Origin of the sequence: Arthrobacter rhombi (assembly GCF_039526245.1) — a bacterium.
GTDB lineage: Bacteria > Actinomycetota > Actinomycetes > Actinomycetales > Micrococcaceae > Arthrobacter_H > Arthrobacter_H rhombi.
Genome location: NZ_BAAAIV010000005.1, coordinates 21330 through 45209 on the forward strand (window position 1 = coordinate 21330; position 23880 = coordinate 45209).

General features: G+C 66.5%; 23 protein-coding genes. 17 read left to right on the forward strand and 6 right to left on the reverse strand.

What is annotated here, in order from left to right; genetic code table 11:
• The first annotated feature begins 16 nt into the window (after positions 1-16).
• The 8 genes from ABD088_RS04640 to ABD088_RS04675 all read left to right on the forward strand — a co-directional run bounded on the left by ABD088_RS04640 (position 17) and on the right by ABD088_RS04675 (position 8708).
• Complete coding sequence (locus tag ABD088_RS04640; RefSeq protein WP_343900416.1) at positions 17-886, forward strand: arylamine N-acetyltransferase family protein; 870 nt, start codon at positions 17-19, stop codon at positions 884-886.
• Entirely contained in the window at positions 883-1464 is a 582-nt protein-coding gene (locus ABD088_RS04645; RefSeq protein WP_343900417.1) for a thymidine kinase, read from the forward strand. Before ABD088_RS04640 ends, ABD088_RS04645 begins: the two co-directional genes overlap by 4 nt.
• A gap of 37 nt (positions 1465-1501) precedes the next feature.
• Entirely contained in the window at positions 1502-2416 is a 915-nt protein-coding gene (locus tag ABD088_RS04650; protein ID WP_343900418.1) for an NADP-dependent oxidoreductase, read from the forward strand.
• Positions 2417-2440: 24 nt separating this feature from the next.
• A complete protein-coding gene (locus ABD088_RS04655) occupies positions 2441-2809 on the forward strand; it encodes an iron chaperone (RefSeq protein WP_343900419.1) in 369 nt (122 codons plus the stop codon).
• Between the two features lie 42 nt (positions 2810-2851).
• On the forward strand, positions 2852-3592 hold the full coding sequence (locus ABD088_RS04660) for a class I SAM-dependent methyltransferase (protein WP_343900420.1): 741 nt from the start codon (positions 2852-2854) through the stop codon (positions 3590-3592).
• A gap of 388 nt (positions 3593-3980) precedes the next feature.
• The gene (locus tag ABD088_RS04665) at positions 3981-5768 is read left to right on the forward strand and encodes an ABC transporter family substrate-binding protein (protein ID WP_343900421.1); all 1788 of its coding nucleotides are present in this window, start codon (positions 3981-3983) and stop codon (positions 5766-5768) included.
• A gap of 265 nt (positions 5769-6033) precedes the next feature.
• Entirely contained in the window at positions 6034-7578 is a 1545-nt protein-coding gene (locus tag ABD088_RS04670) for an ABC transporter permease (RefSeq protein WP_343900422.1), read from the forward strand.
• Positions 7575-8708, forward strand: a complete 1134-nt coding sequence (locus tag ABD088_RS04675; RefSeq protein WP_343900424.1) for an ABC transporter permease — start codon at positions 7575-7577, stop codon at positions 8706-8708. The genes ABD088_RS04670 and ABD088_RS04675 overlap by 4 nt, the downstream gene beginning before the upstream one ends.
• 37 nt (positions 8709-8745) lie before the next feature.
• Here ABD088_RS04675 and ABD088_RS04680 read toward each other — a convergent pair whose 3' ends face one another.
• On the reverse strand, positions 8746-9381 hold the full coding sequence (locus ABD088_RS04680) for a PH domain-containing protein (protein ID WP_343900425.1): 636 nt from the start codon (positions 9379-9381) through the stop codon (positions 8746-8748).
• A 103-nt stretch (positions 9382-9484) separates the two neighbouring features.
• On the opposite strand from ABD088_RS04680, the gene ABD088_RS04685 reads away from it, so the two are divergent.
• The gene (locus ABD088_RS04685; RefSeq protein ID WP_343900426.1) at positions 9485-11317 is read left to right on the forward strand and encodes an ABC transporter ATP-binding protein; all 1833 of its coding nucleotides are present in this window, start codon (positions 9485-9487) and stop codon (positions 11315-11317) included.
• Positions 11318-11416: 99 nt separating this feature from the next.
• Here the strand turns inward: ABD088_RS04685 and ABD088_RS04690 are convergent, their stop codons facing one another.
• Positions 11417-12262, reverse strand: a complete 846-nt coding sequence (locus ABD088_RS04690; protein WP_343900427.1) for an SGNH/GDSL hydrolase family protein — start codon at positions 12260-12262, stop codon at positions 11417-11419.
• Positions 12263-12459: 197 nt separating this feature from the next.
• Here ABD088_RS04690 and typA point away from each other — a divergent pair, with 197 nt between their 5' ends.
• On the forward strand, positions 12460-14382 hold the full coding sequence (gene typA / locus ABD088_RS04695; RefSeq protein WP_343900428.1) for a translational GTPase TypA: 1923 nt from the start codon (positions 12460-12462) through the stop codon (positions 14380-14382).
• Positions 14369-14800, forward strand: a complete 432-nt coding sequence (locus tag ABD088_RS04700) for a hypothetical protein (RefSeq protein ID WP_343900430.1) — start codon at positions 14369-14371, stop codon at positions 14798-14800. Before typA ends, ABD088_RS04700 begins: the two co-directional genes overlap by 14 nt.
• A 53-nt stretch (positions 14801-14853) precedes the next feature.
• On the opposite strand, the gene ABD088_RS04705 is transcribed toward ABD088_RS04700, so the two are convergent.
• Entirely contained in the window at positions 14854-15348 is a 495-nt protein-coding gene (locus tag ABD088_RS04705) for an ArsR/SmtB family transcription factor (protein WP_343900431.1), read from the reverse strand.
• Between the two features lie 170 nt (positions 15349-15518).
• Between ABD088_RS04705 and ABD088_RS04710 the strand changes: the two genes are divergently transcribed.
• Complete coding sequence (locus ABD088_RS04710; protein ID WP_343900432.1) at positions 15519-16769, forward strand: MFS transporter; 1251 nt, start codon at positions 15519-15521, stop codon at positions 16767-16769.
• Here ABD088_RS04710 and ABD088_RS04715 read toward each other — a convergent pair.
• On the reverse strand, positions 16766-17041 hold the full coding sequence (locus ABD088_RS04715; RefSeq protein ID WP_343900433.1) for a hypothetical protein: 276 nt from the start codon (positions 17039-17041) through the stop codon (positions 16766-16768). The genes ABD088_RS04710 and ABD088_RS04715 overlap by 4 nt on opposite strands.
• 132 nt (positions 17042-17173) lie before the next feature.
• On the opposite strand from ABD088_RS04715, the gene fdxA reads away from it, so the two are divergent.
• The 4 genes from fdxA to ABD088_RS04735 all read left to right on the forward strand — a co-directional run bounded on the left by fdxA (position 17174) and on the right by ABD088_RS04735 (position 20750).
• Positions 17174-17497: a ferredoxin gene (fdxA, locus tag ABD088_RS04720; protein ID WP_343900434.1), complete on the forward strand. Its 324-nt coding sequence runs from the start codon at positions 17174-17176 to the stop codon at positions 17495-17497.
• A gap of 15 nt (positions 17498-17512) precedes the next feature.
• On the forward strand, positions 17513-18634 hold the full coding sequence (gene dapC / locus ABD088_RS04725; RefSeq protein ID WP_343900435.1) for a succinyldiaminopimelate transaminase: 1122 nt from the start codon (positions 17513-17515) through the stop codon (positions 18632-18634).
• A gap of 96 nt (positions 18635-18730) precedes the next feature.
• Complete coding sequence (locus ABD088_RS04730; RefSeq protein ID WP_343900436.1) at positions 18731-20014, forward strand: citrate synthase; 1284 nt, start codon at positions 18731-18733, stop codon at positions 20012-20014.
• Between the two features lie 130 nt (positions 20015-20144).
• Positions 20145-20750 carry a hypothetical protein gene (locus ABD088_RS04735; protein WP_343900437.1) on the forward strand — a complete coding sequence of 202 codons (606 nt, stop codon included), beginning with the start codon at positions 20145-20147 and terminating at the stop codon, positions 20748-20750.
• Between the two features lie 26 nt (positions 20751-20776).
• Here ABD088_RS04735 and ABD088_RS04740 read toward each other — a convergent pair whose 3' ends face one another.
• Entirely contained in the window at positions 20777-21592 is an 816-nt protein-coding gene (locus tag ABD088_RS04740; protein WP_425546001.1) for a hypothetical protein, read from the reverse strand.
• 97 nt (positions 21593-21689) lie between these two features.
• A complete protein-coding gene (dapD, locus tag ABD088_RS04745) occupies positions 21690-22661 on the reverse strand; it encodes a 2,3,4,5-tetrahydropyridine-2,6-dicarboxylate N-succinyltransferase (RefSeq protein ID WP_343900440.1) in 972 nt (323 codons plus the stop codon).
• A gap of 42 nt (positions 22662-22703) precedes the next feature.
• On the opposite strand from dapD, the gene dapE reads away from it, so the two are divergent.
• Positions 22704-23822 (forward strand): succinyl-diaminopimelate desuccinylase, encoded by a 1119-nt coding sequence (dapE, locus tag ABD088_RS04750; protein ID WP_372710671.1) that lies wholly within the window; start codon positions 22704-22706, stop codon positions 23820-23822.
• The last annotated feature ends 58 nt before the right edge of the window (positions 23823-23880 follow it).

Consider the following 23880-nt stretch of genomic DNA (forward strand, 5'->3'; position numbering starts at 1 on the left):
TGCAGGGACCAGTCCGATGACCGGGGGCAACGGCGGGGGAGTAGCCGGATGGCAGCAGGAGGACTACGACGTCGATGCCTACCTCGCGTTGACCGGCGTGGGCAGGGCGCGACCGGGGTTGGAACTGCTCGAGGTCCTGCACCGCGAGCACGTGCGGACCTTTCCCTTCGCGAACGTCGACGTCCTGTTCGGCGCCCACCCCGGGGTGGCGCCGGCGACCGTCCAACGCCAGCTCGTCGAGCGCGGGCGGGGCGGATACTGCTTCGAACATGCCCAGCTCTTCGCCGTCGTGCTCGAGGACCTAGGGTTCACTGTCAGGCGCCATCTGGGCCGGGTGCATTCACCGCACAGCACCCGGACGCACATGACAGTCGCGGTCCAGCTCGACGGCACCTGGTTCCTCACCGACCCCGGGTTCGGGTTCAGCCTCAGCGGGCCGATCGCGCTGCAGGACGGGGCACGGCGCGATGAAGGCGGGAGGACCTTCGGCATCGACCACACCCTCGAGGACGGCGGCGACCGGTGGACGTTGTCACGCGACGGGGAGGTGCAGCACATCGCCGATTCGCTCACCGTGCAGCCAGTCGACGTGCGCACCGGCCACGTCCTGACCTCCACGAATGCCGGATCCGGACGGTTCACCGGCTCCCTGGTGGTTGCCCGCCAGACAGACGCCGGTCACGTGACCATCACCGAATCCACCTGGACCTTGCGGGCGCCCGGACGCCCCACCGTCCACGAACGAATCACCCCGGCCCAGGCGGTGGACACCGTCCGCGAGCTCGGAGTACGGCTGGTGGGGGACGAGCCGGCACGGCTGCTGGGGATCCTCGAAGGATGGCGCGCCGCAGCGGAGCCGGTGGGCCCGCGGGGAGGCAGGCCATGACGGCGCACGAACGCCCCGGCAGGCTCCAGGTGGTGACCGGACCGATGTTCGCGGGCAAATCGGAGGAACTGCTGCGGCGCGTGCGGCGGGCCCGGCTGGCCGGGCTGGCGGTGGAGGTGGTCAACCATGCACTGGACGATCGCCACGGTGCGCAGACAGTGGCATCCCACGCGGGGGCCAGCCTTCCGGCCCGCGCCGCCGGCGATGCTGAAGCCATCCGCGCGCTCGCCGGACGGCAACCGCTGGACCTGTTGGCCATCGACGAGGCCCAGTTCTTCGGCCCCGGGCTGGTGCCCGTCGTCAATGACTTGGCGGCGGTGGGAACCACAGTGGTCGTCGCCGGACTCTGCGTGATGTTGGATGGCCGGCCCTTCGAGCCGCTTCCCGAGCTGATGGCGCTCGCCGAGGACGTCACGAAGCTCACCGCGGTGTGCACCGTGTGTGGTGCCGATGCCGCCTTCCACCAGCGCACCGTCTCCGGAGGCCACGGCAATGCGCAGGCGGCCACCGCAGAATTCATCGGTGGCGCCGAGGCCTACCAGGCCCGGTGCCGTCGCCATTTCCGCCCGGGGGAATAACGCTCCACCGGCGCCCGTTGGACCCACCATGCGAGCCATGACCTACAGCAAGTACGGATCCAACGACGTCCTGGAACTGACCGAGCAGCCACTGCCCAAGGTCGGACCGGGGGAAGTGCGCATCCGCGTCACCTACGCCTCCATCAATCCCGTCGACTGGAAGGTGATGTCAGGTGGGCTCGACCAGCTCATGGACGCCAGCTTCCCCGTGGTCCCGGGATGGGATGCCGCCGGCGTCGTGGATGCCGTGGGCCCTGACGTCCCCGAGTTCAGCGCCGGGGACCGCGTGGCCAGCTACGCGCGCAAACAGGTGGTCTCCGGCGGCACCTTCGCCGAATACGTGACCGTTTTCGCCACTGACGTGGCAGCCATCCCCGAGGGTGTGGCCGACGATGTCGCCGCGGCGCTCCCACTGACCGGGTTGACCGCACTGCGCAGCGTCGAGGCGTTGGGCCTGGGGGCGGGGGACCGGCTCCTGGTCCACGGCGCCTCGGGAGGCGTGGGGTCACTGGCCGTCCAGCTGGCCGTTGCCGCAGGGGCCACGGTCGTCGGGACCGCCTCGCCGTCCAACCACGACAAGGTGACGGCGCTCGGGGCCACCCCGATCACCTACGGCGACGGCCTGGCCGAACGGCTCCACGACGTGGCCCCCGCGGGCTTCACCGCAGTGGCCGACTTCGCCGGCGACGTCCTGCAGACGACCCTGGAGGTCCTGGCGGAGGGCGGCCGCCACGTCTCCATCGCCGACCCCACGGTCACCGAAGCGGGCGGCCGGTGGTTGTGGGTCCGCCCCGACGGCCCCCGGCTCGCCCAGCTGCTCGAGCAGGTCGCCGCCGGTGACCTGTCGGTGGACATCGACCGCTCCTTCGAGCTGGCGGACCTCGCCGAGGCCTTTGCCGCCAGCCAGAACGGCTCCGCCCGGGGCAAGCTCGTCCTGCACATCGCCGACTGACCGCCTCCATGGCACACTGTCGCCATGACGAGGAAGCCGGAAACCGTCCAGGAGTACATCGACACGTTCCCCGCGACGGCACGGCCCCTGCTCATCGAGCTGCGCGAACTGAGCCTCGCCCATGCGCCCGGGGCCAGCGAGGGCCTCAAATGGGGTAACCCCGCCTATTGCCTGGACGTGATCCTCTTCGTGTTCAGCGGCTACCGCGACCACGGAAACATGGTCTTCACGCCCACCACGCTGCAGGCACACCTCGGCGAACTGGACGGCTATCGTACGGGCAAGGGGTCGGTGCAGCTTCCCTACAACCGGCCGATCCCCACCGAACTCCTCGCGCGGATGATCGAATACAGGATCAGGGAACTGCACGACGACGGAGTGATGTGGCGGTGACCGGCTCGCGGAGCGACGGGGAGACACCAGCGGAGCAGACCCATGGCCGATGAGAACTTCGCATCGCCCCGGTTGGCAGCCATCTATGACGCGCTGGATCCGGATCGCAGCGACCTCGACGCCTACCTCGATCTCGCCGACGAGTTCGGCGCACGCAGCGTGCTCGACGTCGGCTGCGGAACCGGCACGCTGGCTCTGATGTTGGCCGCCCGCGGCATCTACGCCGTGGGAGTCGATCCCGCTGGCGCGTCGCTGGACGTTGCCCGGGCCAAACCCGGGGCCGAGCGGGTGCGGTGGATCCACGGCACCGCCGCCGCCCTTCCGGAGCTATTCGTCGACCTGGCGGTGATGACGGCCAACGTCGCCCAGGTGTTCCTCACTGATGAGGACTTCACACAGAGCCTGCGCGGTATGCGCGGCTCCCTGCATCCGCGCGGACGGCTGGTGTTCGAGGTCAGGGATCCTGCGCGGCAGGCCTGGCTCGGATGGAACCGGGAGCAGACGTTCACCAGCACCGTCATCGACGGCGTGGGACGCGTTGATGCCTGGTGCGACCTGCTCTCGGTGGAGGCGGACAGGATGAGCTTCCGCTGGTCGCATGCCTTCGCGACGGATGGGCAGGTGGTGACGTCCGATTCGACATTGAGGTTTCGCAACCGCCCCGCCGTGGTGGAATGCCTGGATGCCTCGGGCTTCGTCCTCGAAGACGTCAGGGAAGCACCCGATCGGCCGGGCCGTGAGCTGGTCTTCATCGCTTCCGTCGATCGCGGCCACGGAGCGTAGCACCGCCCTCCGGGCAGCCTCTGACCGGCGCTGGGGCTTCTTCGACTCGTTGCGGGTCGTCGGGACACGCCGGGAGTGGTTGAGAAAATTTACAAGGCTCGCGGGGATCGGCATGTCGGCGGGGATGAGTAGTTGACAAACCCCAATGTGAAGCAAATCCTTGATTTCTCGCGGCAGGATCGACCGCGCCGTCGACGATTGGCCAAATGTGATGCATGTCTCCCAAAGTTGCGACTCCATAACGACGGAATCTGAAGCGAGATTTTTATATCCAAGACGCCTATGCGCGGTCTATGGTTTCTCTATGTGAGGCGGGCCACGGTTCGTGGAAACGTCGCAGTCAAGTGCAGAGCTCGACTGGAGAACACACCTAACACAAGGAGGCGGAATGCGTTTCAAGCGTATTTCCAAGGCAGTCGCCATCGGTGCGACCGCAGCCCTGGCGTTGAGCGCATGCGCAGCGAGCACGGGCACCAATGACAAATCATCCGGTGCCAGCGAAGCTGCCGGCAACGGTGGCGAGGTCCGCGTCGTCGAGGTGAACGCCTTCAGCTCGTTCAATGACAACACGGCCAAGGGCAACGTGGACATCAACTCCAAGATTGCCTACACGACGCAGTCGCAGTTCAACTACATCGACAACGACCTCAAGGTCCAGAAGAACGAGAAGTTCGGCAAGTACGAAGTCGTCTCCCAGGACCCGCTGACCGTCAAGTACACCATCAACGAGGGTGTCAAGTGGTCTGATGGCGAGCCCGTGAATGCGGACGACATGCTGTTGGCCTGGGCAGTCCAGTCCGGTCACTTCAACGATGCCAAGATCGACGAGGCAACGGGTGAGGTCAAGAGCGGCAACACGTACTTCGACTACGCCGGTGACACCTCCGGCCTGGGGCTGACCGACGTTCCGGAGGTCGGCGACGACAACCGCTCGATCACCCTGAAGTACTCCAAGCCGTTCGCCGACTGGGAGACCTCCTTCGGCATGATGGGCGCCGCCCACGTCGTGGCCAAGAAGGCCGGCATGACCACCGAGGAGCTCTCGAAGCTCATCACGACCGCTCCCAAGGGTGATCCGGCGAAACCGGCCAAGGCGAACGCGAAGCTCAAGAAGGTCGCGGACTTCTGGAACACCGGTTTTGATACGAAGTCGCTGCCCAGTGACAAGTCCCTCTACCTCTCCGATGGCCCGTTCATCGTCGACAAGATCGTGCCCAACCAGTCGATGACCCTGGTCCGCAACAAGGACTACAACTGGGGCCCGGAGCCGAAGGTCGACTCGATTGTCGTCCGTTACATCGGCGAGGCGCCGGCACAGGTGCAGGCCCTGAAGAACGGTGAAGTGGACATCATCGCTCCGCAGGCTTCCGCCGACACCATGGAACAGCTCGACGCGTTGGGTGACCAGGTCGTGGTGGAGAAGGGTGATCAGCTGGCCTATGACCACCTCGACCTGAACTACTCGGGTGTCTTCAAGGACAAGGATGTCCGCGAGGCGTTCATGAAGGTGGTACCTCGCGAGCAGATCGTGGACACGATCATCAAGAAGCTCAACCCCGACGCCAAGCCGTTGGATTCCCAGCTCTTCGTCCCTGCCAATGATGGCTACAAGGAGGCGGCGAAGGACAACGGTTCGGCGAATTACCAGAAGGCCGATATCGCGGGCGCCAAGAAGCTGCTCAACGGCAAGACCCCGACGGTCCGTCTGATGTACAACAAGGACAACCCGAACCGTTCGGACGCCTACTCGCTGATCGCGGCATCGGCCAAGCAGGCCGGGTTCAAGGTTGTCGACGGCGGCCTGGGTGCCTCCGAGTGGGGCGGTGCGCTCGGCACCGGTACCTACGACGCCACGATCTTCGGCTGGGTCTCTTCGGGTGTCGGCGTGACGGGTGTCCCGCAGATCTTCGGCACCGGTTCCTCGTCGAACTTCAACAAGTTCTCGAGCAAGGAAGCCGATTCCCTGATGGACGAGCTCATCGTCACCACGGATAAGGCCAAGCAGGTCGAACTGCAGGTCAAGATCGACAAGATGATCTGGGATTCGGACTATGGTCTGCCGCTGTTCCAGTCGGTGGGCGTGGACGCCTACTCCTCCGATGTGGAGGGCGTGAAGTACATGTCCAACCAGACCGGAGTCTGGTGGAACTTCTGGGATTGGAACCTGAAGAAGTAGCACCGTCCAGGTAACCGGACGAAAGTGCCTGTGAGGCGCCGGGACCAAAGCTCCGCGGTCCCGGCGCCTCATTGCGCCAGCGAAAGTTGTGGTGGAAGGGCTTCCACCGATTGGTTCGGGTCCTGCCCGTTCCGCGTAGTTCCTTGACGGGGCCGCGAGAAGTGATTGGGATTTCCCTGCTTCCCGGGTGCTGTGAGGTGAACTACACTTCAGCGAAAGTACTACCGGGTGATCCCCGGGATCTTCTACCAAGAGGCTAAATTTCATGGTGACCTACATCATCCGGCGACTCGTCACCGCCGTCCTCATCCTGCTGGGCGCCTCGTTCGTCGTCTACCAGCTCACGGCTGCAGCTGGCGACCCGCTCGAGGACCTCCGCCAGAGCAATGCGCCGAACAAAGACCAGCTGATCCAGCAACGGGTTGCGCTGCTGGACCTCGGTACCCCTGCGCCCCTGCGCTACTTCAAGTGGCTCGGGGGTGCCGCCCAATGCGTGGTGCCGTTCGTGGGCAAATGCGACCTGGGTTCTGCCATCAACGGCGAACCCGTGGCCAGCGCCCTGGGCCGTGCCATGGGGCAGACGATCCTGTTGATCACCGCCGCCACGATTTTGGCGATCGTCATCGGCATCGCCCTGGGCATCATCACCGCCCTGCGCCAGTACAGCACCCTGGACTACTCGGTCACGTTCATGGCCTTCCTGTTCTTCTCGCTGCCGATCTTCTGGATTGCCGTCCTGCTCAAGGAATTCGGCGCGATCGGATTCAACGACTTCCTCAGGGATCCCGTCTTCAGCCCGACCAGCGTGATCATCACCGCGATCTGCATGGGCATCGTCGTCGTCCTGTTCATGAGCGGGACCGTGGTGCGGCGCATCATCGGCTTTGTCATCGGCGCCGCAGTCACCGCAGGGCTGATGGTGGCGCTCTCGGCCACCGGATGGTTCAGCGCACCAGGCCTCGGACCGATCCTGATCCTGGTCTTCGGACTCGGGGTCGCCTACCTCGTCACGCAGCTGACGGCAGGCATCAAAAACCGCAAGGCACTCTACTCGTCACTGATCATGGTCCCCGTCGGCCTCATCGCCTACTACGTCCTGAACCCGCTGTTCTCGAACATCTCCGGCTGGGGAATCCTCGGTCTGGCCGTGGTGACGATCCTGGTGGGCTGCGCTGTGGGCTACTTCATGGGTGGCTTCGATCGGGGCCAGTCCATGCGTGCAGCGTCACTCACTGCCTTCTTCGTCGCCGGGCTCGTCATGCTGGACCGGTTCATGGTGGAGTGGCCGAACTACTTCAGCAATGGACGTATTCGTGGTCGCCCGATCGCCACGATCGGCTCATCGACACCGAACCTCGAAGGCAACTGGTGGATCCACAACCTGGACAACTTCACCCACCTGCTGTTGCCGACGGTGGCGCTGCTCCTGGTTTCACTGGCCAGCTACTCGCGCTACTCGCGGGCCTCGATGCTGGAGATCATGCAGATGGACTACATCCGCACCGCCCGGGCCAAGGGCCTGCCGGAACGAACCGTGGTGATGCGCCATGCGTTCCGCAATGCACTGATCCCGCTGGCCACCCTGGTCGCCTTCGACATCGGCGGCCTCATCGGTGGAGCCGTGATCACGGAACGGGTCTTCGCCTTCACCGGCATGGGCAACCTTTTCGTCGCGTCGCTGCTGCCGATTCCCGACCCCAACCCCGTCATGGGCGTCTTCCTGATCACCGGCCTGCTGGCCCTGGTCTTCAACCTCGTCGCCGACCTGGCCTATTCCGTACTCGATCCACGCGTAAGGGTTAAAGCATGACCACGCCCACTCCAGTCACGCCCTCCGGGCAGCTCCCCGAGGACCTCGAGGCGGCAGCTGTCCCCGACGAGGTCAAGGGGCTCTCCCAGAGTGCCATCGTCCGCAAGCGCTTCATCGGCAACACCCCCGCCGTCGTCTCGATTGTGGTTTTCGTCCTGATCGCCGTGATGGCCTTCACCTCCATTGGCTTCCTGGGCGTGCCCGGCTGGTGGCATTACAACTACGAGGATTTCAGCACGCAGGTCAATGGTGGCCGCCCCACGTTCATGAACCTGTTCAATTGGGGAGACCACCCGTTCGGGCAAGACCGGATCGGTCGCGACTACTTCGCCATGACAATGCGCGGTACCCAGCAGTCGATCATGATCATGTTCGTCATCGGTGTCGTCGGCGGGTTCATCGGAGTCGTCGTCGGAGCCCTCTCGGGCTACTTCCGTGGCTGGATCGAAGCTGTCCTGATGCGCATCGTGGACATCATCATCATCATTCCGCTGCTGATCCTTGCCGCCGTCCTCGGCCGTATCGCCGGAACCCACGTGAGCGGCAACATGGCAACTATCGCCCTGGGTGTGTTCATCGGTTTGATCATTTGGACCGGGCTATCGCGTCTGGTGCGCGGCGAGTTCCTCAGCCTGCGTGAGCGTGAGTTCGTTGACGCGGCCCATATCGCCGGTGCCTCGAACACCCGCATCATGTTCAAGCACATCCTGCCCAATGCCGTCGGCGTCATCATCGTCAACGTCACTCTCCTGATGGCCTCTGCCATCCTGTTGGAAACCGCGCTCTCCTTCCTGGGGCTCGGCGTGAAGGCTCCGGACGTGTCCCTGGGCTCACTGATCTCCAACAACCAGGAGGCCTTCAACACCCGGCCGTGGCTGTTCTGGTTCCCCGGCCTGTTCATCGTCGCCATCTGCCTTTCCATCAACTTCATCGGCGACGGACTACGCGACGCCTTCGACCCGCGCCAGAAGAAGTTCAATTCCAAGAAGGCCAAGGACCGGGGTGTCCATGGTTCTGCAGTGAAGGATTCGGTCTCCGCAGCTGCCATCGCGGAGCAGACCGATCCCGGGGCGGCGAATCCGGATTCGGGGCCGGGCGATCCGGAAGATGGCCCCAGCCACCGGGCCTGACGCGAGGGGGCCGGGGCTCCACGGCCCCGGCACCCGGTCAGATCAACGTGGCAGGAATCGTCAGGCTCAGGACAACCAGGACCAGGAGGACAGCGATATGGAACCAGTGAATGCTTCGAGCGGCCCGGGTGTTCTCCGTTGCCTCGATGTCCAGGACCCCGGCCTCGGCCATCTGGTCGAGTCGTCGACGCACGACCGCGGCCACCGCGCCCGAATCGCTGGTGCCCTGGTCGCCGGGACGAACGCTTTTATAGCGGGCGCCGGTTCCATCCCTCCGCTCGGACTTCGCCGAGCTGCGGGCATCACGCAACGCGGAGATCACCCCGGGCGCTGGCGCGGCCCACGCAGCGTAGCGGTGTTTCGGAGTCACCAACGTCATGGCGTACTTCGTGTCGACCATGATGATCGTCGACCAGGAGATGATCACTGTCTGCAGCGGATTGACCAGGGTCACGCCCGCATCGTGAACGACGACGCGCGGAAGCCAGAACATCAACCACGCGGCATATCCGACCAGGATCATCGGCAGGCATGCCGGCCAGGAATGCAGGCTACTGGTCACCAGGATCGCGATGGCGCCGCCTGCGGCCAGGACCATGAGGGCCATGGCCAGGACCCGGGGCCCGCGGGGCCTGAAGGTGAAGTCGCCGGTTCTCGGCGCAGAAGAAGTCATAGCCCCCATAGTTTCAGGATTATCGGCAGCCATGTAATCGCCGCCACACGTACCCACGGCAGATTCGGCGCCGAGCACACCGCCGGAAGGAAATGAGAACCAGATGAGCAAGAAGAACCTCCCCGAAACGAATGCCACGCAGGCGGGCAACCAGCCGGTGCTGGAAGTACGGAACCTCTCCGTCGATTTCGGCGTGGACAAGGAATGGGTGCCCGCCGCCATCGACCTGAACTACCACGTGAACGCCGGCGAGGTGCTGGCCATCGTCGGGGAATCGGGGTCCGGTAAATCCGCCAGCTCCATGGCCCTGCTGGGCCTGCTGCCCTCGAACAGCCGGGTGCGCGGTGAGGTCAAGCTCAATGGGCAGTCCCTCCTGGGGCTCACCGGCTCGAAACTGCGCCAAGTCCGCGGCAACGACGTCGCTGTCATCTTCCAGGAGCCCATGACGGCGTTGAATCCGGTGTACACCGTCGGCTTCCAGATCATCGAGACACTGCGGCTGCATAACCCGATTTCCCCGGCGCAGGCGGAGAAGCGCGCCCTGGAAATGCTGGAACTCGTCGAGCTCCCTGACCCGGCCAAGGCGTTCAGGTCCTACCCTCACCAGCTCTCCGGCGGGCAACGCCAGCGTGCCATGATCGCCCAGTCGCTGTCCTGTGATCCCAAATTGCTCATCGCCGACGAACCGACCACGGCACTGGACGTGACCGTCCAAGCGGAGATCCTCGACCTGATGCGCAACCTGCGCAACAAGCTCAACTCGGCCATCGTGCTCATCACCCACGACATGGGGGTCGTCGCCGACCTCTCCGACCGCATCGCGGTCATGCGGCAGGGCCGCATCGTCGAACACGGCACGGCCCACGAGATCTTCAATGCCCCCCAGCACCCGTACACGCGGGCGTTGCTGGCCGCCGTCCCGAAGCTGGGCACCGGTGCCGACTCGTCGTCGAACGTCGACATCTCTGCTGCGGTCGCGGCGGCGACCGGGACCGAACTGGACTCGGTGGACCACGAGACGCTGGAGATCCGCGAACGCGAACTCCTGGTTGAAGCGGAGGTGGCCCGGGCGCGCGCCGCGGTCCCCGACGAACGCCGGGTGGTGCTCGAACTCAAGGACGTGGCCATCGAGTACCCCAAGCAGGGGCGGGTGCCGGCCTTCCGTGCCGTCGAAGGCGCCAACCTCACCGTGCACCAGGGCCAGGTTGTTGGCCTGGTGGGCGAGTCGGGCTCCGGAAAGACCACCATCGGCCGGGCCGCCGTCGGTCTGCTGCCGGTGGCCGAGGGATCCCTCAAGGTCAATGGGACCGAGCTCTTCGGGCTCAAGCCGACGTCCAAGGAACTCTTTGAGGTGCGCCGCCAGATCGGGATGGTCTTCCAGGACCCGTCGAGCTCGCTGAACCCGCGCCTGCCGATTGGTGAGTCCATCGGGGAACCGATGTTCCTGGCAAAGGTCGCCAAGGGGGCAGCGCTGCAGAAGCGGATCGAAACCCTGTTGGACCAGGTCGAACTGCCGCGCAACTACCGCAACCGCTACCCGCATGAGCTCTCCGGTGGGCAAAAGCAGCGCGTCGGCATCGCCCGGGCACTGTCGCTGGAGCCCCAGCTCATGGTTGCCGACGAGCCGACCTCCGCGCTGGACGTCTCGGTGCAGGCGAAGGTCCTGGACCTCTTCCAGTCCCTGCAGGCCGAAATGGGGTTCGCCTGCCTGTTCGTCACCCACGACCTGGGCGTCATCGACGTCCTGTCGGACCACATCGTGGTGATGCGCCACGGTGCGATCGTCGAACAAGGCAGCCGCGACGACATCCTGCGGCGTCCGAAGGACCTGTACACCCAGCGCCTCATGGCAGCGGTGCCGGTTCCCGACCCCGATGCCCAGCGCGAGCGTCGTGAACTGCGGGCTCGGCTACTCGCGGACAGCGAAGCCTCCTAGAAGACCACCGGCCCGTGGGGCCGGACAGGATGTGGGCGCCGCACCCCGGGGGGAGGGGAGCGGCGCCTGCTGCGTGAAGGGGCCGACGACTACGTCGGCTCAGGGCGATCCCGTCCCGGCCCGGCGGACGAACCCGGCATCCTCCAGTGCCTGCAGGAGCACTCCGGCCGCCATCCGGTGCCCTTCGGCGTCGAGATGGACCTGGTCGGCCAGATGCGCCGCCAGGTCATGCGTCGTCAACCAGTCACCCACGCGGATGGAGGCAACCCCTGGCTCCCGGGCGGATCGGCCCACCAGATCATCGACCTGGTGCCGCCTGCCGCCACCGTCGGCGGACGAACGCGCGAGCGTGCCAATGACCACCAGGGGCGAACGCGGATAGCTGCGCCGCAGCTCGGCAATGAGCGCAGCCTGGGCGGAGGCGATCGTGGCGTCCGCGACACCGGTGCGGGCATCGTTGCCGCCGCCCTCGATGACCACCAGGCCCACATCGCCGTGGGGGAGCAGCCACCGTTGCTGGCGCAATGCGCTCACGTAGTCGAGGTCGCGGCCATTGCCGGTGGCATAGCCGGTGCCGGCCCGTCCGCGAAACGCCACCGTGTAGCCGGCGGCGTGCAAGGCCATCTGCGGCCACGTCCGGTTGCCGGGGACACCGGCAGCACCGTCTGCCTGCGAGTCGCCGATGAGCACTGCAAGGGACGCGGGGTGGGGGACCACGAGTTCGTGCCGGCCGGTGTCCGCATCCACGACCACCTGCTGCACCGCGGCTGGTCGACTTCCTCCCGCTCCGGCCGCCGCCCAGGACCCGGCGGGGCCGTGGGCGGCCGATGGGGAGCCCCCGGACGTCGACGCCGGGTCAACCGCGGAGGGGACCAGCAGCACCGCCACGAGCAGGGTGACGGCGCCCACGAGGCACGACCCGCCGTGCCAGCCGCCCGTCATCATGTGATTTCGCCCTCCTTTTACTGGGCCGGTACTGCCCGGGATTAGCAGGACATCTTGGCCCGATCGTCCTCCGTTGGGGCCCAGCGCGCCATGTGGTTTGGGTCAATTTTTCATCACGGTCTAGACTGGACTCTTGGGTCAGCCGTGGCCCCACGTCACCGACCCCAAAAAACACAACTTGAAGCGAGCCTTAACGCATGTCAGATCTTTCCCCGGAAACCACTAGCGCAACGCGCAAAGATCTTCGCAACGTCGCCATCGTCGCCCACGTCGACCACGGAAAGACCACGTTGGTCGATGCCATGCTGTCGCAGACCGGCGCATTCTCGGCGCACGGCGACACCGAAGAGCGCGTCATGGACTCCGGCGAACTCGAACGCGAAAAGGGCATCACCATCCTGGCCAAGAACACCACGGTGTTCTACTCGGGCCCCGCGGCCAACGGCCACGATGTCACCATCAACGTCATCGACACCCCCGGTCACGCCGACTTCGGTGGCGAGGTCGAGCGCGGCCTGTCCATGGTCGACGGTGTCGTGCTCCTGGTCGATGCGTCCGAGGGCCCGCTGCCCCAGACCCGCTTCGTGCTGCGTAAGGCCCTGACGGCCAAGCTGCCGGTCATCCTCGTGGTCAACAAGACCGACCGCCCCGACGCCCGCATCGACGGCGTCGTGTCCGACTCGATGGACCTGCTGCTGGGCCTGGCCTCCGACCTTGCCGACGAGGTGCCGGACCTTGACCTGGATTCGGTGCTCAACGTGCCGGTCGTCTACGCGTCCGGCAAGGCAGGCCGCGCCTCGATGAACCAGCCCGGCGACGGGGAGCTCCCGGACAGCGAGGACCTCGAGCCGCTGTTCGCCACCATCATGACTCACGTCCCCGCTCCTGCCTACACCCCCAACGAGGTCCTGCAGGCCCATGTCACCAACCTTGACGCCTCGCCGTTCCTGGGCCGCCTGGCCCTGCTGCGCATCGTCAACGGAACCCTGCGCAAGGGCCAGCAGGTCGCCTGGGCGCGCCAGGACGGCGAGCTGAAGACCGTGAAGATCACCGAACTGCTGGCCACCAAGGGCCTCAGCCGCGTGCCCGCCGAAGAGGCCGGCCCGGGCGAGATCGTCGCCGTCGCCGGCATCGAGGACATCATGATCGGCGAGACGCTCACCGATCTGGAGAACCCGAAGCCGCTGCCGCTGATCACCGTGGACGACCCGGCGATCTCCATGACCATCGGCATCAACACCTCCCCGCTGGCCGGCAAGGTCAAGGGAGCCAAGGTCACCGCCCGCCAGGTCAAGGACCGTTTGGACAAGGAGCTCGTCGGCAACGTCTCGCTCAAGGTCCTTCCGACCGAGCGTCCCGACGCCTGGGAAGTCCAGGGCCGTGGCGAACTGGCACTGGCGATCCTCGTGGAGCAGATGCGCCGCGAGGGCTTCGAACTGACCGTCGGCAAGCCACAGGTCGTGACCCGCACCATCGACGGCAAGATCCACGAGCCGATGGAACTGATGACCATCGACGTCCCCGAGGAATACCTCGGCAACGTCACCCAGCTGCTCGCCGCCCGCAAGGGGCGCATGGTCAACATGGCCAACCACGGCACCGGCTGGGTCCGCATGGAATTCACCGTTCCGGCCCGCGGCCTGATCGGCTTCCGCACCCGTTTCCTCACGGACACGCGCGGTGCCGGCATCGCCGCCTCCATCGCCGACGGCTACGAGCCCTGGGCCGGCCCCATCGAGTACCGCACCAACGGCTCGATGATTGCCGACCGCTCCGGTGTGGTGACCCCGTTCGCGATGATCAACCTGCAGGAACGCGGCAGCTTCTTCGTCCAGCCGACCTCCGAGGTCTACGAGGGCATGATCGTCGGCGAGAACTCGCGCGCCGATGACATGGACGTGAACATCACGAAGGAAAAGAAGCTCACCAACATGCGTGCGGCTTCCTCGGACTCCTTCGAGAACCTCACCCCGCCGCGTCAGCTCACCTTGGAGGAATCGCTCGAATTCGCCCGCGAGGACGAATGCGTCGAGGTGACCCCGGAAGCGATCCGCATCCGCAAGCTCATCCTCAACGCCAGTGAGCGTGGTAAGGCCGCCCGCTCCCGTGCCCGCGCCTAGCACCACCGGCAGCCGGGCCACCCGGCTGCTCCTCGGCACCCTCGTCGCGATCGTGACGGGGGTGCTGGCCGCTGTCTTCGGGACGATCATGCAGGCGCAGATCCTGTACGTGGGGCAGACCCCGCTTCCCTGGGGAGCCGTCCTGGCCCTGGTGATGGCGGCTTCCCTGGCAGTGGTCGCCGGACTCTATTCCGAGCGCGTCTGGGCGGCAGCGCTGTGCGGTGTGCTCACCTACGTGCTGGTTGCCTGGACGGGGCTCGATGTCCACAACCACCTGCTGATCGGCTGGTCGAACCGCGAGACGCTGCCCGGCCCCGCCCTGGCGGGGACGTTGTGGACCTACGGCATCGCCGTGTCCACCATCGTCGCCCTGATCGTCACCGCCGGCGGCCTGAGGTCCAGCGCCCGCAAGGCCTGACCCGGATCCTCCGCAGGACCGGTCCCGGTCGGGCACCGGGCGCCGGAGGAGTGCTAGTTGGCCGACTGGTCCAGATGGTGGGCGACGAACAGAGATGTCGCCACGCCGTCGTCGTCCGAGGGGCGGAGTGCGTAATCGGAGATGACGTCCTTGATGCGCGAGAGCAACTCGCGCTGGTCGCTCTCCGTGAGCTTCAGCCCCACCCGCATCACCTGGATCTCGTCCGGTGCCAGGCCGTTGATTTCCTGCAGGAACGTCTCCAGCAGCACCGGCGCCGCATCGGGCAGCTTGGTGCCCCAGGACATGCGCGTGCTGCGATACGGCACTTCCTTGGCCCCTCGTTTGCCCCGCCGAGGCTCCTCCGCCTCCAGGAATCCGGTGCCCAGGAGCGTGCGGACATGATGCAACGACGTAGCTGGATTGATGTCCAGAAGGTCCGCAATTTCCTTGTTGGTCCGCGCTTTGTGGAGGCATAAGCGCATGATCCGGAGACGGATGGGCGAACTCAGCGCCCGCGCACGTGCTTGCAGCTCGTCATCTGATGCCATATGTTCAGCATACGATAAATTTCGTTACTGATTGACTTCATCAAATCACATAGCAGGGTTTTATGACCTCTTCTGGGCCACAGTCTCAATCGGCTCCAGACGGTACGCAACAGGTCGCTGGGGAGACCTTGCCGTCGCACCAAGTACTTCCTCCACCGCCTTCCGGACCGTTGCGCCGGAGCGGGAACTTCCTGGTCTTCTGGCTCGGCCAGACGCTCAGCCAATTCGGCGCGCAGCTCGGCGCCGTCGCCATGCCGGTCCTCGCCGTGTCGCTGCTCCAGGCCACCGAATGGGAGGTCGGCGTCCTGAACGCCGCCAACACCATCGCGTTCCTGGTCGTCGGGTTGCCGGTGGGTGCCTGGGTGGACCGCTTCTTCAAACGCCGCATCATGATCCGCGCCGACCTGGTCCGCATGGCAGCCATGCTGGCCATCCCGCTGCTGTGGTACCAGGACCTGTTGCAGGTCTGGCACCTGTGGATCATCGCGGCCATCGTGGGCATCGCCAACGTCTTCTTCGATGTCTCCTACCAGTCCTACATCCCCTCGCTGGTCCACCGTGAGCAGATTTCCGAGGCCAACGCCAAACTGGAGACCACCGGGCAGATCTCCCGTCTGGCCGGCCCCGCGGCCGGTGGCGGACTGCTGGTCCTGGTGGCCGCCCCGGTCCTGTTCATCGGCCAGGCCATCGGCTACCTCGTCTCGGCACTGTGCCTGACCCGCGTCCGGGACGAGGAACGCCCGGCGGAGCGCCGCCCCGGGGTGGGGCTGGTCGAGGAGATCCGCGAGGGCCTGGCGTACGTGGTCAGGCATCCGCTCATCGGCCCGATCGCCGCGACCACCGGCATCATCAACTTCTTCAGCACCATCATCTTCACGCTGCTGCCCATCCTGGCCCTGCGGACGCTGAGCCTGAACACGGTGGAACTGGGCTTCATCTACTCCGCCGGCGCCATCGGCGGCCTCATTGCAGCATCGCTGACGCCGTGGGTGGCTTCCCAGCTGGGGGAGGGGCCCTCCCTCGTGGCGGGGACCCTGCTGACGGCCGGCGGCATGGCCGGATTCCCGCTGTCCATCCTGGCCGGGGGGCTGACGCCCTCGTTCGCGGTGCTGGCCGCCTCGATGTTCGTCATGACCATCGGGGTGCTGCTCTACAACATCATCCAGGTCAGCATGCGCCAGAAGATCTGCCCGCCGCGCCTGCTCGGACGCATGAACGCCTCGATCCGCTTCATCGTCTGGGGTGTCATGCCGGTGGCCTCGCTGCTGGCCGGTTTCCTCGGCACGGCGCTGGGCATCGACGCCGCCTTGTGGATCGGCGTCGCCGGCAGTCTGGCCGGTGTGGCCCCCTTGCTGCTCTCGCCGCTCTCCAGGATGCGCTCGCTGCCGCATGAGCAGGAGCACGACGGCGGCGCCGCCTAGCGCTGTCGGGGTCCCCTCCGCTGCGGGGCCGGGGGCACGCGCTTGGCGTGTGTGACATCCCCGACCGCGACGGTGGCGGGCCCCGTCCGCGTCTGCAGGGTGAGCACCCCGTCATCCAGCGAGACGAAGGTGCCGATGACGTCGCTGAGGTGCGGGCCGCGCACCGCCGCGGCAGCACCGGCGTCGTGCCCGGTGGGGGCCATGCCGGGGAGCCGGAAGCGGACCACGAGGCGCTCCCCGGGGTCCACGCTGGCGAAGAAGTCGGCTGACATGACCCCATCGTAACCAGCCACACGGGCCGGTGGCTTCGGTCCCGGGGCGCAGCGGGACTAAGCTGGAAGCAGGCGGCGCCGTTGGGTGCCGCGAGGATTTGAGGCGAACAGCAAAGGAAGGCCCCGGGTACCGTGACGTACATCATCGCGCAGCCGTGCGTAGACGTGAAGGACAAAGCCTGCGTTGAGGAATGCCCCGTCGACTGCATCTACGAGGGTGAACGCTCCCTCTACATCCACCCGGATGAATGCGTGGACTGCGGCGCCTGCGAACCGGTGTGCCCGGTGGAGGCGATCTACTACGAGGACGACACCCCGGAGGAGTGGGCCGAGTACTACAAGGCCAACGTCGAGTTCTTCGACGAGCTGGGCTCCCCGGGTGGCGCCGCGAAGATCGGCAACACGCACACCGACCACCCGATCATCTCCGTCCTGCCGCCGCAGGCCGGTGCCTGAGCCGCGGCCGAGCGCATGCTGATCCTTCCCGACTATCCGTGGGACGCCCTGGCCCCGTACCAGCAGCGTGCTGCCCAGCACCCGGACGGCGTGGTGAACCTGTCCATCGGCACCCCCGTGGACCCGACGCCTGAGCTGATCCGCGGCGCACTGGCCGCCGCGTCCGACGCCCCCGGCTACCCGACCACGCACGGCACCCCGGCACTGCGCCAGGCCATTGCCGACTGGTATGCACGACGGCGGAACACCACCGGGCTGGACCCGGCGCATGTCATGCCCACCGTCGGCTCCAAGGAAATGGTCGCCTGGCTGCCCCTGCTGCTGGGCCTGGGCGCCGGCGACGTCGTCGTCCGCCCGCAGGTGGCCTACCCCACCTACGACATCGGCGCGCAGCTCGCCGGCGCCACCGCGGTGGCAGCCGACGACCTGGACACCCTGGACCCCGCGGTGCGCGAGCGCGTGAAGCTCATCTGGGTGAACTCCCCGGGCAACCCCACGGGGATCGTGCGTGACGTCGACTCGCTGGCAGCACTGGTCGCAGATGCCCGCTCCCTCGGCGCCGTCGTCGCCTCCGACGAGTGCTACGCGGAACTGGGCTGGGGCGCATGGGACGGCGTCCAGATCCCCGGCATCCTCGATGACCGGGTCTGCGGCGGGGACCACACCGGGCTGCTCTCGGTCTATTCGCTGTCCAAGCAATCCAACCTGGCCGGCTACCGGGCGGCCTTCGTCGCCGGTGCCCCGGACCTGATGCCCCACCTGGTCAATTCGCGCAAGCACGCCGGGATGATCGTGCCCTACCCGGTCCAGGAGGCCATGCGGGTCGCCCTGGGCGACGACGCGCACGTGGCCGAACAGAAGGACCGCTACCGGGCGCGCCGGGCGCTGCTGGTCCCCGCGCTGGAGGCCTTCGGGCTGCGGATCGACCACTCAGAGGCCGGACTGTACCTGTGGGCGAGCGCCGACGAGGACACCTGGACCACGATCGGACGGCTCGCCGACCGGGGGATCGTCGCCGGACCGGGGACGTTCTACGGGGAAGCAGGCAACGGCTACGTGCGCGTTGCGCTGACCGCGACCGACGAACGGATCGCCGCGGCCGCCGACCGTTTGACCGGCGCCGCGCGGGCCACCTGACGTCGTGCCAATTAGCGGAGCGGGGCCACGTGGCGGTAGCGTTGGCCCTGATTACTGCTTGTCTGTATAACTATGTACTCCGGTAAAGGAGAAACCATGACGGATAACAATTCCGCCCGCCTGGCCTACGCGGGAAACGAGCTGGAGCTTCCGGTCGTGTCAGCTTCCGAGGGCAATAACGGCTTCGACGTCGCCTCGCTGCTCAAGGGCACCGGCAACGTCACCTACGACCCCGGTTTCATGAACACGGCGGCCACCAAGTCGGCCATCACCTACATCGACGGCGACGCCGGCATCTTGCGCTACCGCGGCTACCCGATCGAGCAGCTGGCCCAGAAGTCCAGCTTCCTCGAAACCTCGTACCTGCTGATCTACGGAAACCTCCCCTCGGCCACCGAGCTGGAGGAATTCGACCAGAAGATCCGCCGCCACACCCTGCTGCACGAGGAGCTCAAGGGCTTCTTCGGCGGGTTCCCCCGCGAGGCGCACCCCATGCCGGTGCTCTCCTCCGCGGTGTCGGCCCTGTCGACCTGGTACCAGGATTCGCTGGACCCCTTCGACGACGAACAGGTCGAGCTCTCCACCATCCGCCTGCTGGCCAAGGTCCCGGTCATCGCCGCCTACGCCCACAAGAAGTCGGTCGGCCAGGCGCTGCTCTACCCGGACAACTCGATGAACCTGGTCGAGAACTTCATGCGGCTGAACTTCGGCATCGCCGCCGAGCCGTACGATCTGGATCCGGACCTGGTCAAGGCCCTGGACCAGCTGCTGATCCTGCACGCCGACCACGAGCAGAACTGCTCGACCTCCACGGTCCGCCTGGTCGGCTCGTCGAACGCCAACATGTTTGCCTCCATCTCCGCGGGCATCAGCGCCCTCTTCGGCCCCGCCCACGGCGGCGCCAATGAGGCAGTGCTGAAGATGCTGCGCGGCATCCAGGCCGACGGCATCAAGCCCGAGGACTTCATGGAGAAGGTCAAGAACAAGGAAGACGGCGTCCGCCTCATGGGCTTCGGGCACCGGGTCTACAAGAACTACGACCCGCGCGCGAAGATCATCAAGGCCACCGCCCACGACATCCTCGCCAAGCTCGGCGGCAATGACGAGCTGCTGGACATCGCCATGCGGTTGGAGGAGCGGGCCCTCGCCGACGACTACTTCATCGAGCGCAAGCTCTACCCGAACGTGGACTTCTACACCGGCCTGATCTACAAGGCCATGGGCTTCCCGGAGAAGATGTTCACCGTCCTGTTCGCCATCGGCCGCCTGCCGGGCTGGATTGCCCAGTGGCGCGAAATGGCCCAGGACCCCGCCCTGAAGATCGGGCGCCCGCGCCAGCTCTACGTGGGCGAGCCCGAGCGCACCTACCCGGGGCTCTGACCCGAGGCGTTCACAGTGCACGACGGCGGCTGCCACCCTGCGGGGTGGCGGTCGCCGTTTTGGTGGGATGCTACCGGGAACCGGCTGACGGGCCTATTCTGAAAGGGGTTACCGGACAAAGGACGACCACATGTACGAATTCCGTGGCGAGGGGTGGCAGGTTTCGGCGCACAGCCACGGGCAGATGCTGCTCGCACTGTATGTGCGCGATCTGGCCGGCATCGAGCATTCCGGGGCCCCGGAGATCTCCCCGTTGGCCCCACCGGTCAAACCCCGTGCCGCAGCGGAGGTCTCGGGCTATCGGACCGCCGAGTTGCGGCAGGAATGGCAGGACTGGTGGCACCGCATCGTGCGCGCGGACCCCACCGTGCAGGACACGTTCTCCCCGCCGGAGTTCCCCTACTTCGACGACTCGCCGACGCTGCAACGCATCCTGCGCGCCCACTACGGCGCGGCCCTGAGCTGGAGCCGTGAACGCCAGGCCGAATACACCCAGGTGAGCTCGGACCACCATGCCTCGGGTCGTCGAAGGCTGCTGGAGGAGATGATCACGGAGCGCGCCCTGGAACTGGACCGGGCCCCGCACTCGATGCACCTGAAGCTGGTGGAGCTGCCACTGTCCCAGCAGCGTGCCTGGTTCGTGGACCCCGATACGGTGATCCTCAGCCAGGACCTTCCCCGCGATGCCGAGCTCTACCGCAGCTTCCTGGAACCGGTGATCCGCTTCCTGCTCTGATGCCCGGCGGGCTCGGCTGCCGGGCGTTACTGGGCGGAGTCGGCGAAGGTGATGACCACCCGCGAGGACTTCGTGGAGGCGGGAACCCATTGGTGTTCCGCACGGTTCCACAACAACCCGGAGTAGCTCACGGAGACGATCTGCCGTGCCGAGGCGTTCGCCACGGCCCACTGGGCGACGGACCAGCCGCGCTGGCCCGTGGCATTGACGGTCAGGCTGTGGGTGCCCGTCGTCACCGGCAAGGTGCCGTAGGCGGCGGTGAGCTGGTTCGCGGTTTCGGCGGGATCCCCGGCGGCTGTGGGGCGTCGCAGGATGCAGTTCAATGCTGCGGGGGAGTAGCCGGTCAGTGCGGAGGCGTAGGCGCGGCCCTCGGGCTCGTGGTCGGCGTAGGCCTCCGGGAAGGCGCTGCGCTGGACCTTTTGTGCCGCTTCGGTGATCGGCATCGAGCGGTAGTCGAAACTCTCGAGTTCCTGGTAGAACCGGTTCGCCGCGTACAGCGGATCCATGATCTGCGCCTGCGTGCCCCACCCTTGCGAGGGACGCTGCTGGAAGAGCCCGCGCGAATCCGGTCCCGCCTGGTCTCCGTAATCGATGTTGCGCAGCTTGGATTCCTGGACTGCTGTGGAGATGCCGATCGTCGCCGCCCGCGCCGGCATGCCCCGCCGTACGGCCACGGCGGCGATCAGTGCGGCATTGGCGGCCTGATCGGGATCGAGCTGGTGCTGGTCCGGTCCCACGACTGCGGTGCAACGTTCACGGACCAGCGTCTGCTCCTGGTTCAGGAAATGGGAGGCCGCGTAGACCCCGCCGGAGACGACCCCGGCACCGAGCACGATGGCCATGAAGGCGCGCAGCCCGCGATGGCGCCGGTGCAGCGGTCCGGCCGGTGCGTGTTCACCGGTGGAGTGGGTGGAGAGCGAGAAGACGCTGTCCCGCAGGTCAGTTGGCATGCAACGCAGAATTCAGTTCCACGGTTTGCCCTTCACGTGCCAGGGCCTCCACCGCTCCGGTGGTCGAATTGCGGCGGAAGAGCAGGTTCGGCACACCCGAGAGCTCCAGGGCCTTCACGCTCTGGCCCTCGACCTGCACCCGGGTACCCGCGGTGACGTAGAGGCCGGCCTCAACGACGCTGTCGTCGCCGATGGAGATGCCGACGCCTGAATTGGCGCCGAGGAGCACGCGTTCGCCGATGACGATCTTTTCCTTGCCGCCTCCGGACAGGGTCCCCATGATGGAGGCGCCGCCGCCGACGTCGGAGCCATTGCCCACCACGACGGAAGCGGACACACGGCCCTCGACCATGGACGAGCCCAGGGTGCCGGCGTTGAAATTCACGAAGCCCTCATGCATGACCGTCGTCCCCTCGGCCAGGTGTGCGCCCAGGCGGACACGGCCGGCATCGGCGATCCGCACGCCCTGCGGCAGCACGTAGTCGACCATGCGGGGGAACTTGTCCACTCCGTAGACGGTGACCTGGCCGCGGCGGCGCAGACGCAGGCGGATGCGTTCGAAGTCCTCCACCGGGCAGGGCCCGAAGTTGGTCCACACCACGTTGGCCAGGAAACCGAAGATCCCCTCGAGGTTGATCGTGTTCGGGGCCGCCAGCCGGTGCGAGAGCAGGTGCAGGCGCAGCCACACGTCGGAGGTGTCGGCGGGGGCGACGTCGAGGTTGATTTCCAATTCGACGACCTGCTGGGTGGTTCCACGCTCGGCATCATCTGTGGCGGCTGCAGCCAGCTCGCCGGAGAGCTGGGGTGCCTCGTCCAGGGGAGCCAGCACCGGCGCCGGGAACCAGACATCCAGGACGGTGCCATCGGCGGCGATGGTGGCGAGGCCGGAGCCTGAGGCAATGCGTACCGGGGCGGCGGAGTCGGTTGTGGCAGGACTGGGCTGGGCCGAGGTGGAAGTCATGCCTCCCATGGTAGCCGTGCCAGCAGGCGATAGGCTGGATCCGTGACTGAACAGAGCGCCGCGCCCGCACCAGCATCCGCCCACCCCCGACTGCCCGAGGGGACCGACGTGGTCCTGCTCACGCAATCATTGATGGACATCGAGTCCGTCTCCGGCAACGAACGCGCCATCGCCGACGCCGTCGAGGCATATTTGCGCGCACTGGACCACTTGGAAACCCACAGGGATGGGGACACCATCGTGGCCCGCACCCGGTTGGGTCGGCCCGAACGGGTGGTGCTGGCCGGGCACTTGGACACCGTCCCCCTGCCGACGACGCCCGGCTCACGCGGCACCGTCCCGTCCTCCTGGGAGGGCGAGGTCCTCTATGGGCGGGGAGCCACCGACATGAAGGGCGGGGTCGCTGTCCAGCTGGCGGTCGCCGCAGGTCTCACCGAGCCGACACGGGACATCACCTTCATCTTCTACGACCACGAGGAAGTCGAGGCTTCCAAATCCGGGTTGGAACGACTCAAGCGCCATTCCCCCGAGCTGCTCGAGGCTGACTTCGCGATCCTGCTGGAACCGACCAACGGAACCGTCGAGGGCGGGTGCAACGGAACCACCCGGTTCCTGCTGCGCACCACGGGTACCGCCGCGCACTCGGCCCGGGCCTGGATGGGCCACAACGCGATCCACGACCTCGCCGGTGTCCTCTCCCGCCTGCAGGCCCACGAACCGGCCACCATCGACGTCGACGGGCTGGCCTTCCGCGAATCCTTGAACGCCGTGCGGATCACCGGCGGAACAGCCGGAAACGTCATCCCGGATGCTGCCGAAGTGGAAATCAACTACCGGTTCGCCCCCAGCAAGGACGTCGACCAGGCGGAAGCCTACGTGCGTGCCCTCCTGGAGGGATACGACATCGAACGCACCGACGGCGCTCCCGGTGCCCGGCCGGGCTTGACCCATCCAGCTGCTGCCGCGTTCGTGGCAGCCGTGGGTGCCGAGCCGAAGCCGAAGTACGGATGGACCGACGTGGCCCGCTTCTCCGCCTTGGGGATCCCCGCAGTGAACTTCGGCCCGGGGGACGCATTGCTGGCGCACACGGACGACGAGCATGTCGACGCCCAGGCCCTGCGCGACTGCCACGCGGCCTTGCTTCGGTGGCTGGCTGCCTGATCCCACTGAAGCGGCTGCCGGGGAAACCGGTGGCGCAGCATGAAGGCCCTGTGCCCCG

Excerpts from the sequence above, each read along its gene's own strand:
- ABD088_RS04640 (WP_343900416.1), top strand. The coding sequence starts at position 17 with ATGACCGGGGGCAACGGCGGGGGAGTAGCCGGATGGCAGCAGGAGGAC.
- ABD088_RS04645 (WP_343900417.1), top strand. The coding sequence starts at position 883 with ATGACGGCGCACGAACGCCCCGGCAGGCTCCAGGTGGTGACCGGACCG.
- ABD088_RS04650 (WP_343900418.1), top strand. The coding sequence starts at position 1,502 with ATGACCTACAGCAAGTACGGATCCAACGACGTCCTGGAACTGACCGAG.
- ABD088_RS04655 (WP_343900419.1), top strand. The coding sequence starts at position 2,441 with ATGACGAGGAAGCCGGAAACCGTCCAGGAGTACATCGACACGTTCCCC.
- ABD088_RS04660 (WP_343900420.1), top strand. The coding sequence starts at position 2,852 with ATGGCCGATGAGAACTTCGCATCGCCCCGGTTGGCAGCCATCTATGAC.
- ABD088_RS04665 (WP_343900421.1), top strand. The coding sequence starts at position 3,981 with ATGCGTTTCAAGCGTATTTCCAAGGCAGTCGCCATCGGTGCGACCGCA.
- ABD088_RS04670 (WP_343900422.1), top strand. The coding sequence starts at position 6,034 with ATGGTGACCTACATCATCCGGCGACTCGTCACCGCCGTCCTCATCCTG.
- ABD088_RS04675 (WP_343900424.1), top strand. The coding sequence starts at position 7,575 with ATGACCACGCCCACTCCAGTCACGCCCTCCGGGCAGCTCCCCGAGGAC.
- ABD088_RS04680 (WP_343900425.1), bottom strand. The coding sequence starts at position 9,381 with ATGACTTCTTCTGCGCCGAGAACCGGCGACTTCACCTTCAGGCCCCGC.
- ABD088_RS04685 (WP_343900426.1), top strand. The coding sequence starts at position 9,485 with ATGAGCAAGAAGAACCTCCCCGAAACGAATGCCACGCAGGCGGGCAAC.
- ABD088_RS04690 (WP_343900427.1), bottom strand. The coding sequence starts at position 12,262 with ATGATGACGGGCGGCTGGCACGGCGGGTCGTGCCTCGTGGGCGCCGTC.
- typA (WP_343900428.1), top strand. The coding sequence starts at position 12,460 with ATGTCAGATCTTTCCCCGGAAACCACTAGCGCAACGCGCAAAGATCTT.
- ABD088_RS04705 (WP_343900431.1), bottom strand. The coding sequence starts at position 15,348 with ATGGCATCAGATGACGAGCTGCAAGCACGTGCGCGGGCGCTGAGTTCG.
- ABD088_RS04715 (WP_343900433.1), bottom strand. The coding sequence starts at position 17,041 with ATGTCAGCCGACTTCTTCGCCAGCGTGGACCCCGGGGAGCGCCTCGTG.
- dapC (WP_343900435.1), top strand. The coding sequence starts at position 17,513 with ATGCTGATCCTTCCCGACTATCCGTGGGACGCCCTGGCCCCGTACCAG.
- ABD088_RS04730 (WP_343900436.1), top strand. The coding sequence starts at position 18,731 with ATGACGGATAACAATTCCGCCCGCCTGGCCTACGCGGGAAACGAGCTG.
- ABD088_RS04735 (WP_343900437.1), top strand. The coding sequence starts at position 20,145 with ATGTACGAATTCCGTGGCGAGGGGTGGCAGGTTTCGGCGCACAGCCAC.
- ABD088_RS04740 (WP_425546001.1), bottom strand. The coding sequence starts at position 21,592 with ATGGCCATCGTGCTCGGTGCCGGGGTCGTCTCCGGCGGGGTCTACGCG.
- dapD (WP_343900440.1), bottom strand. The coding sequence starts at position 22,661 with ATGACTTCCACCTCGGCCCAGCCCAGTCCTGCCACAACCGACTCCGCC.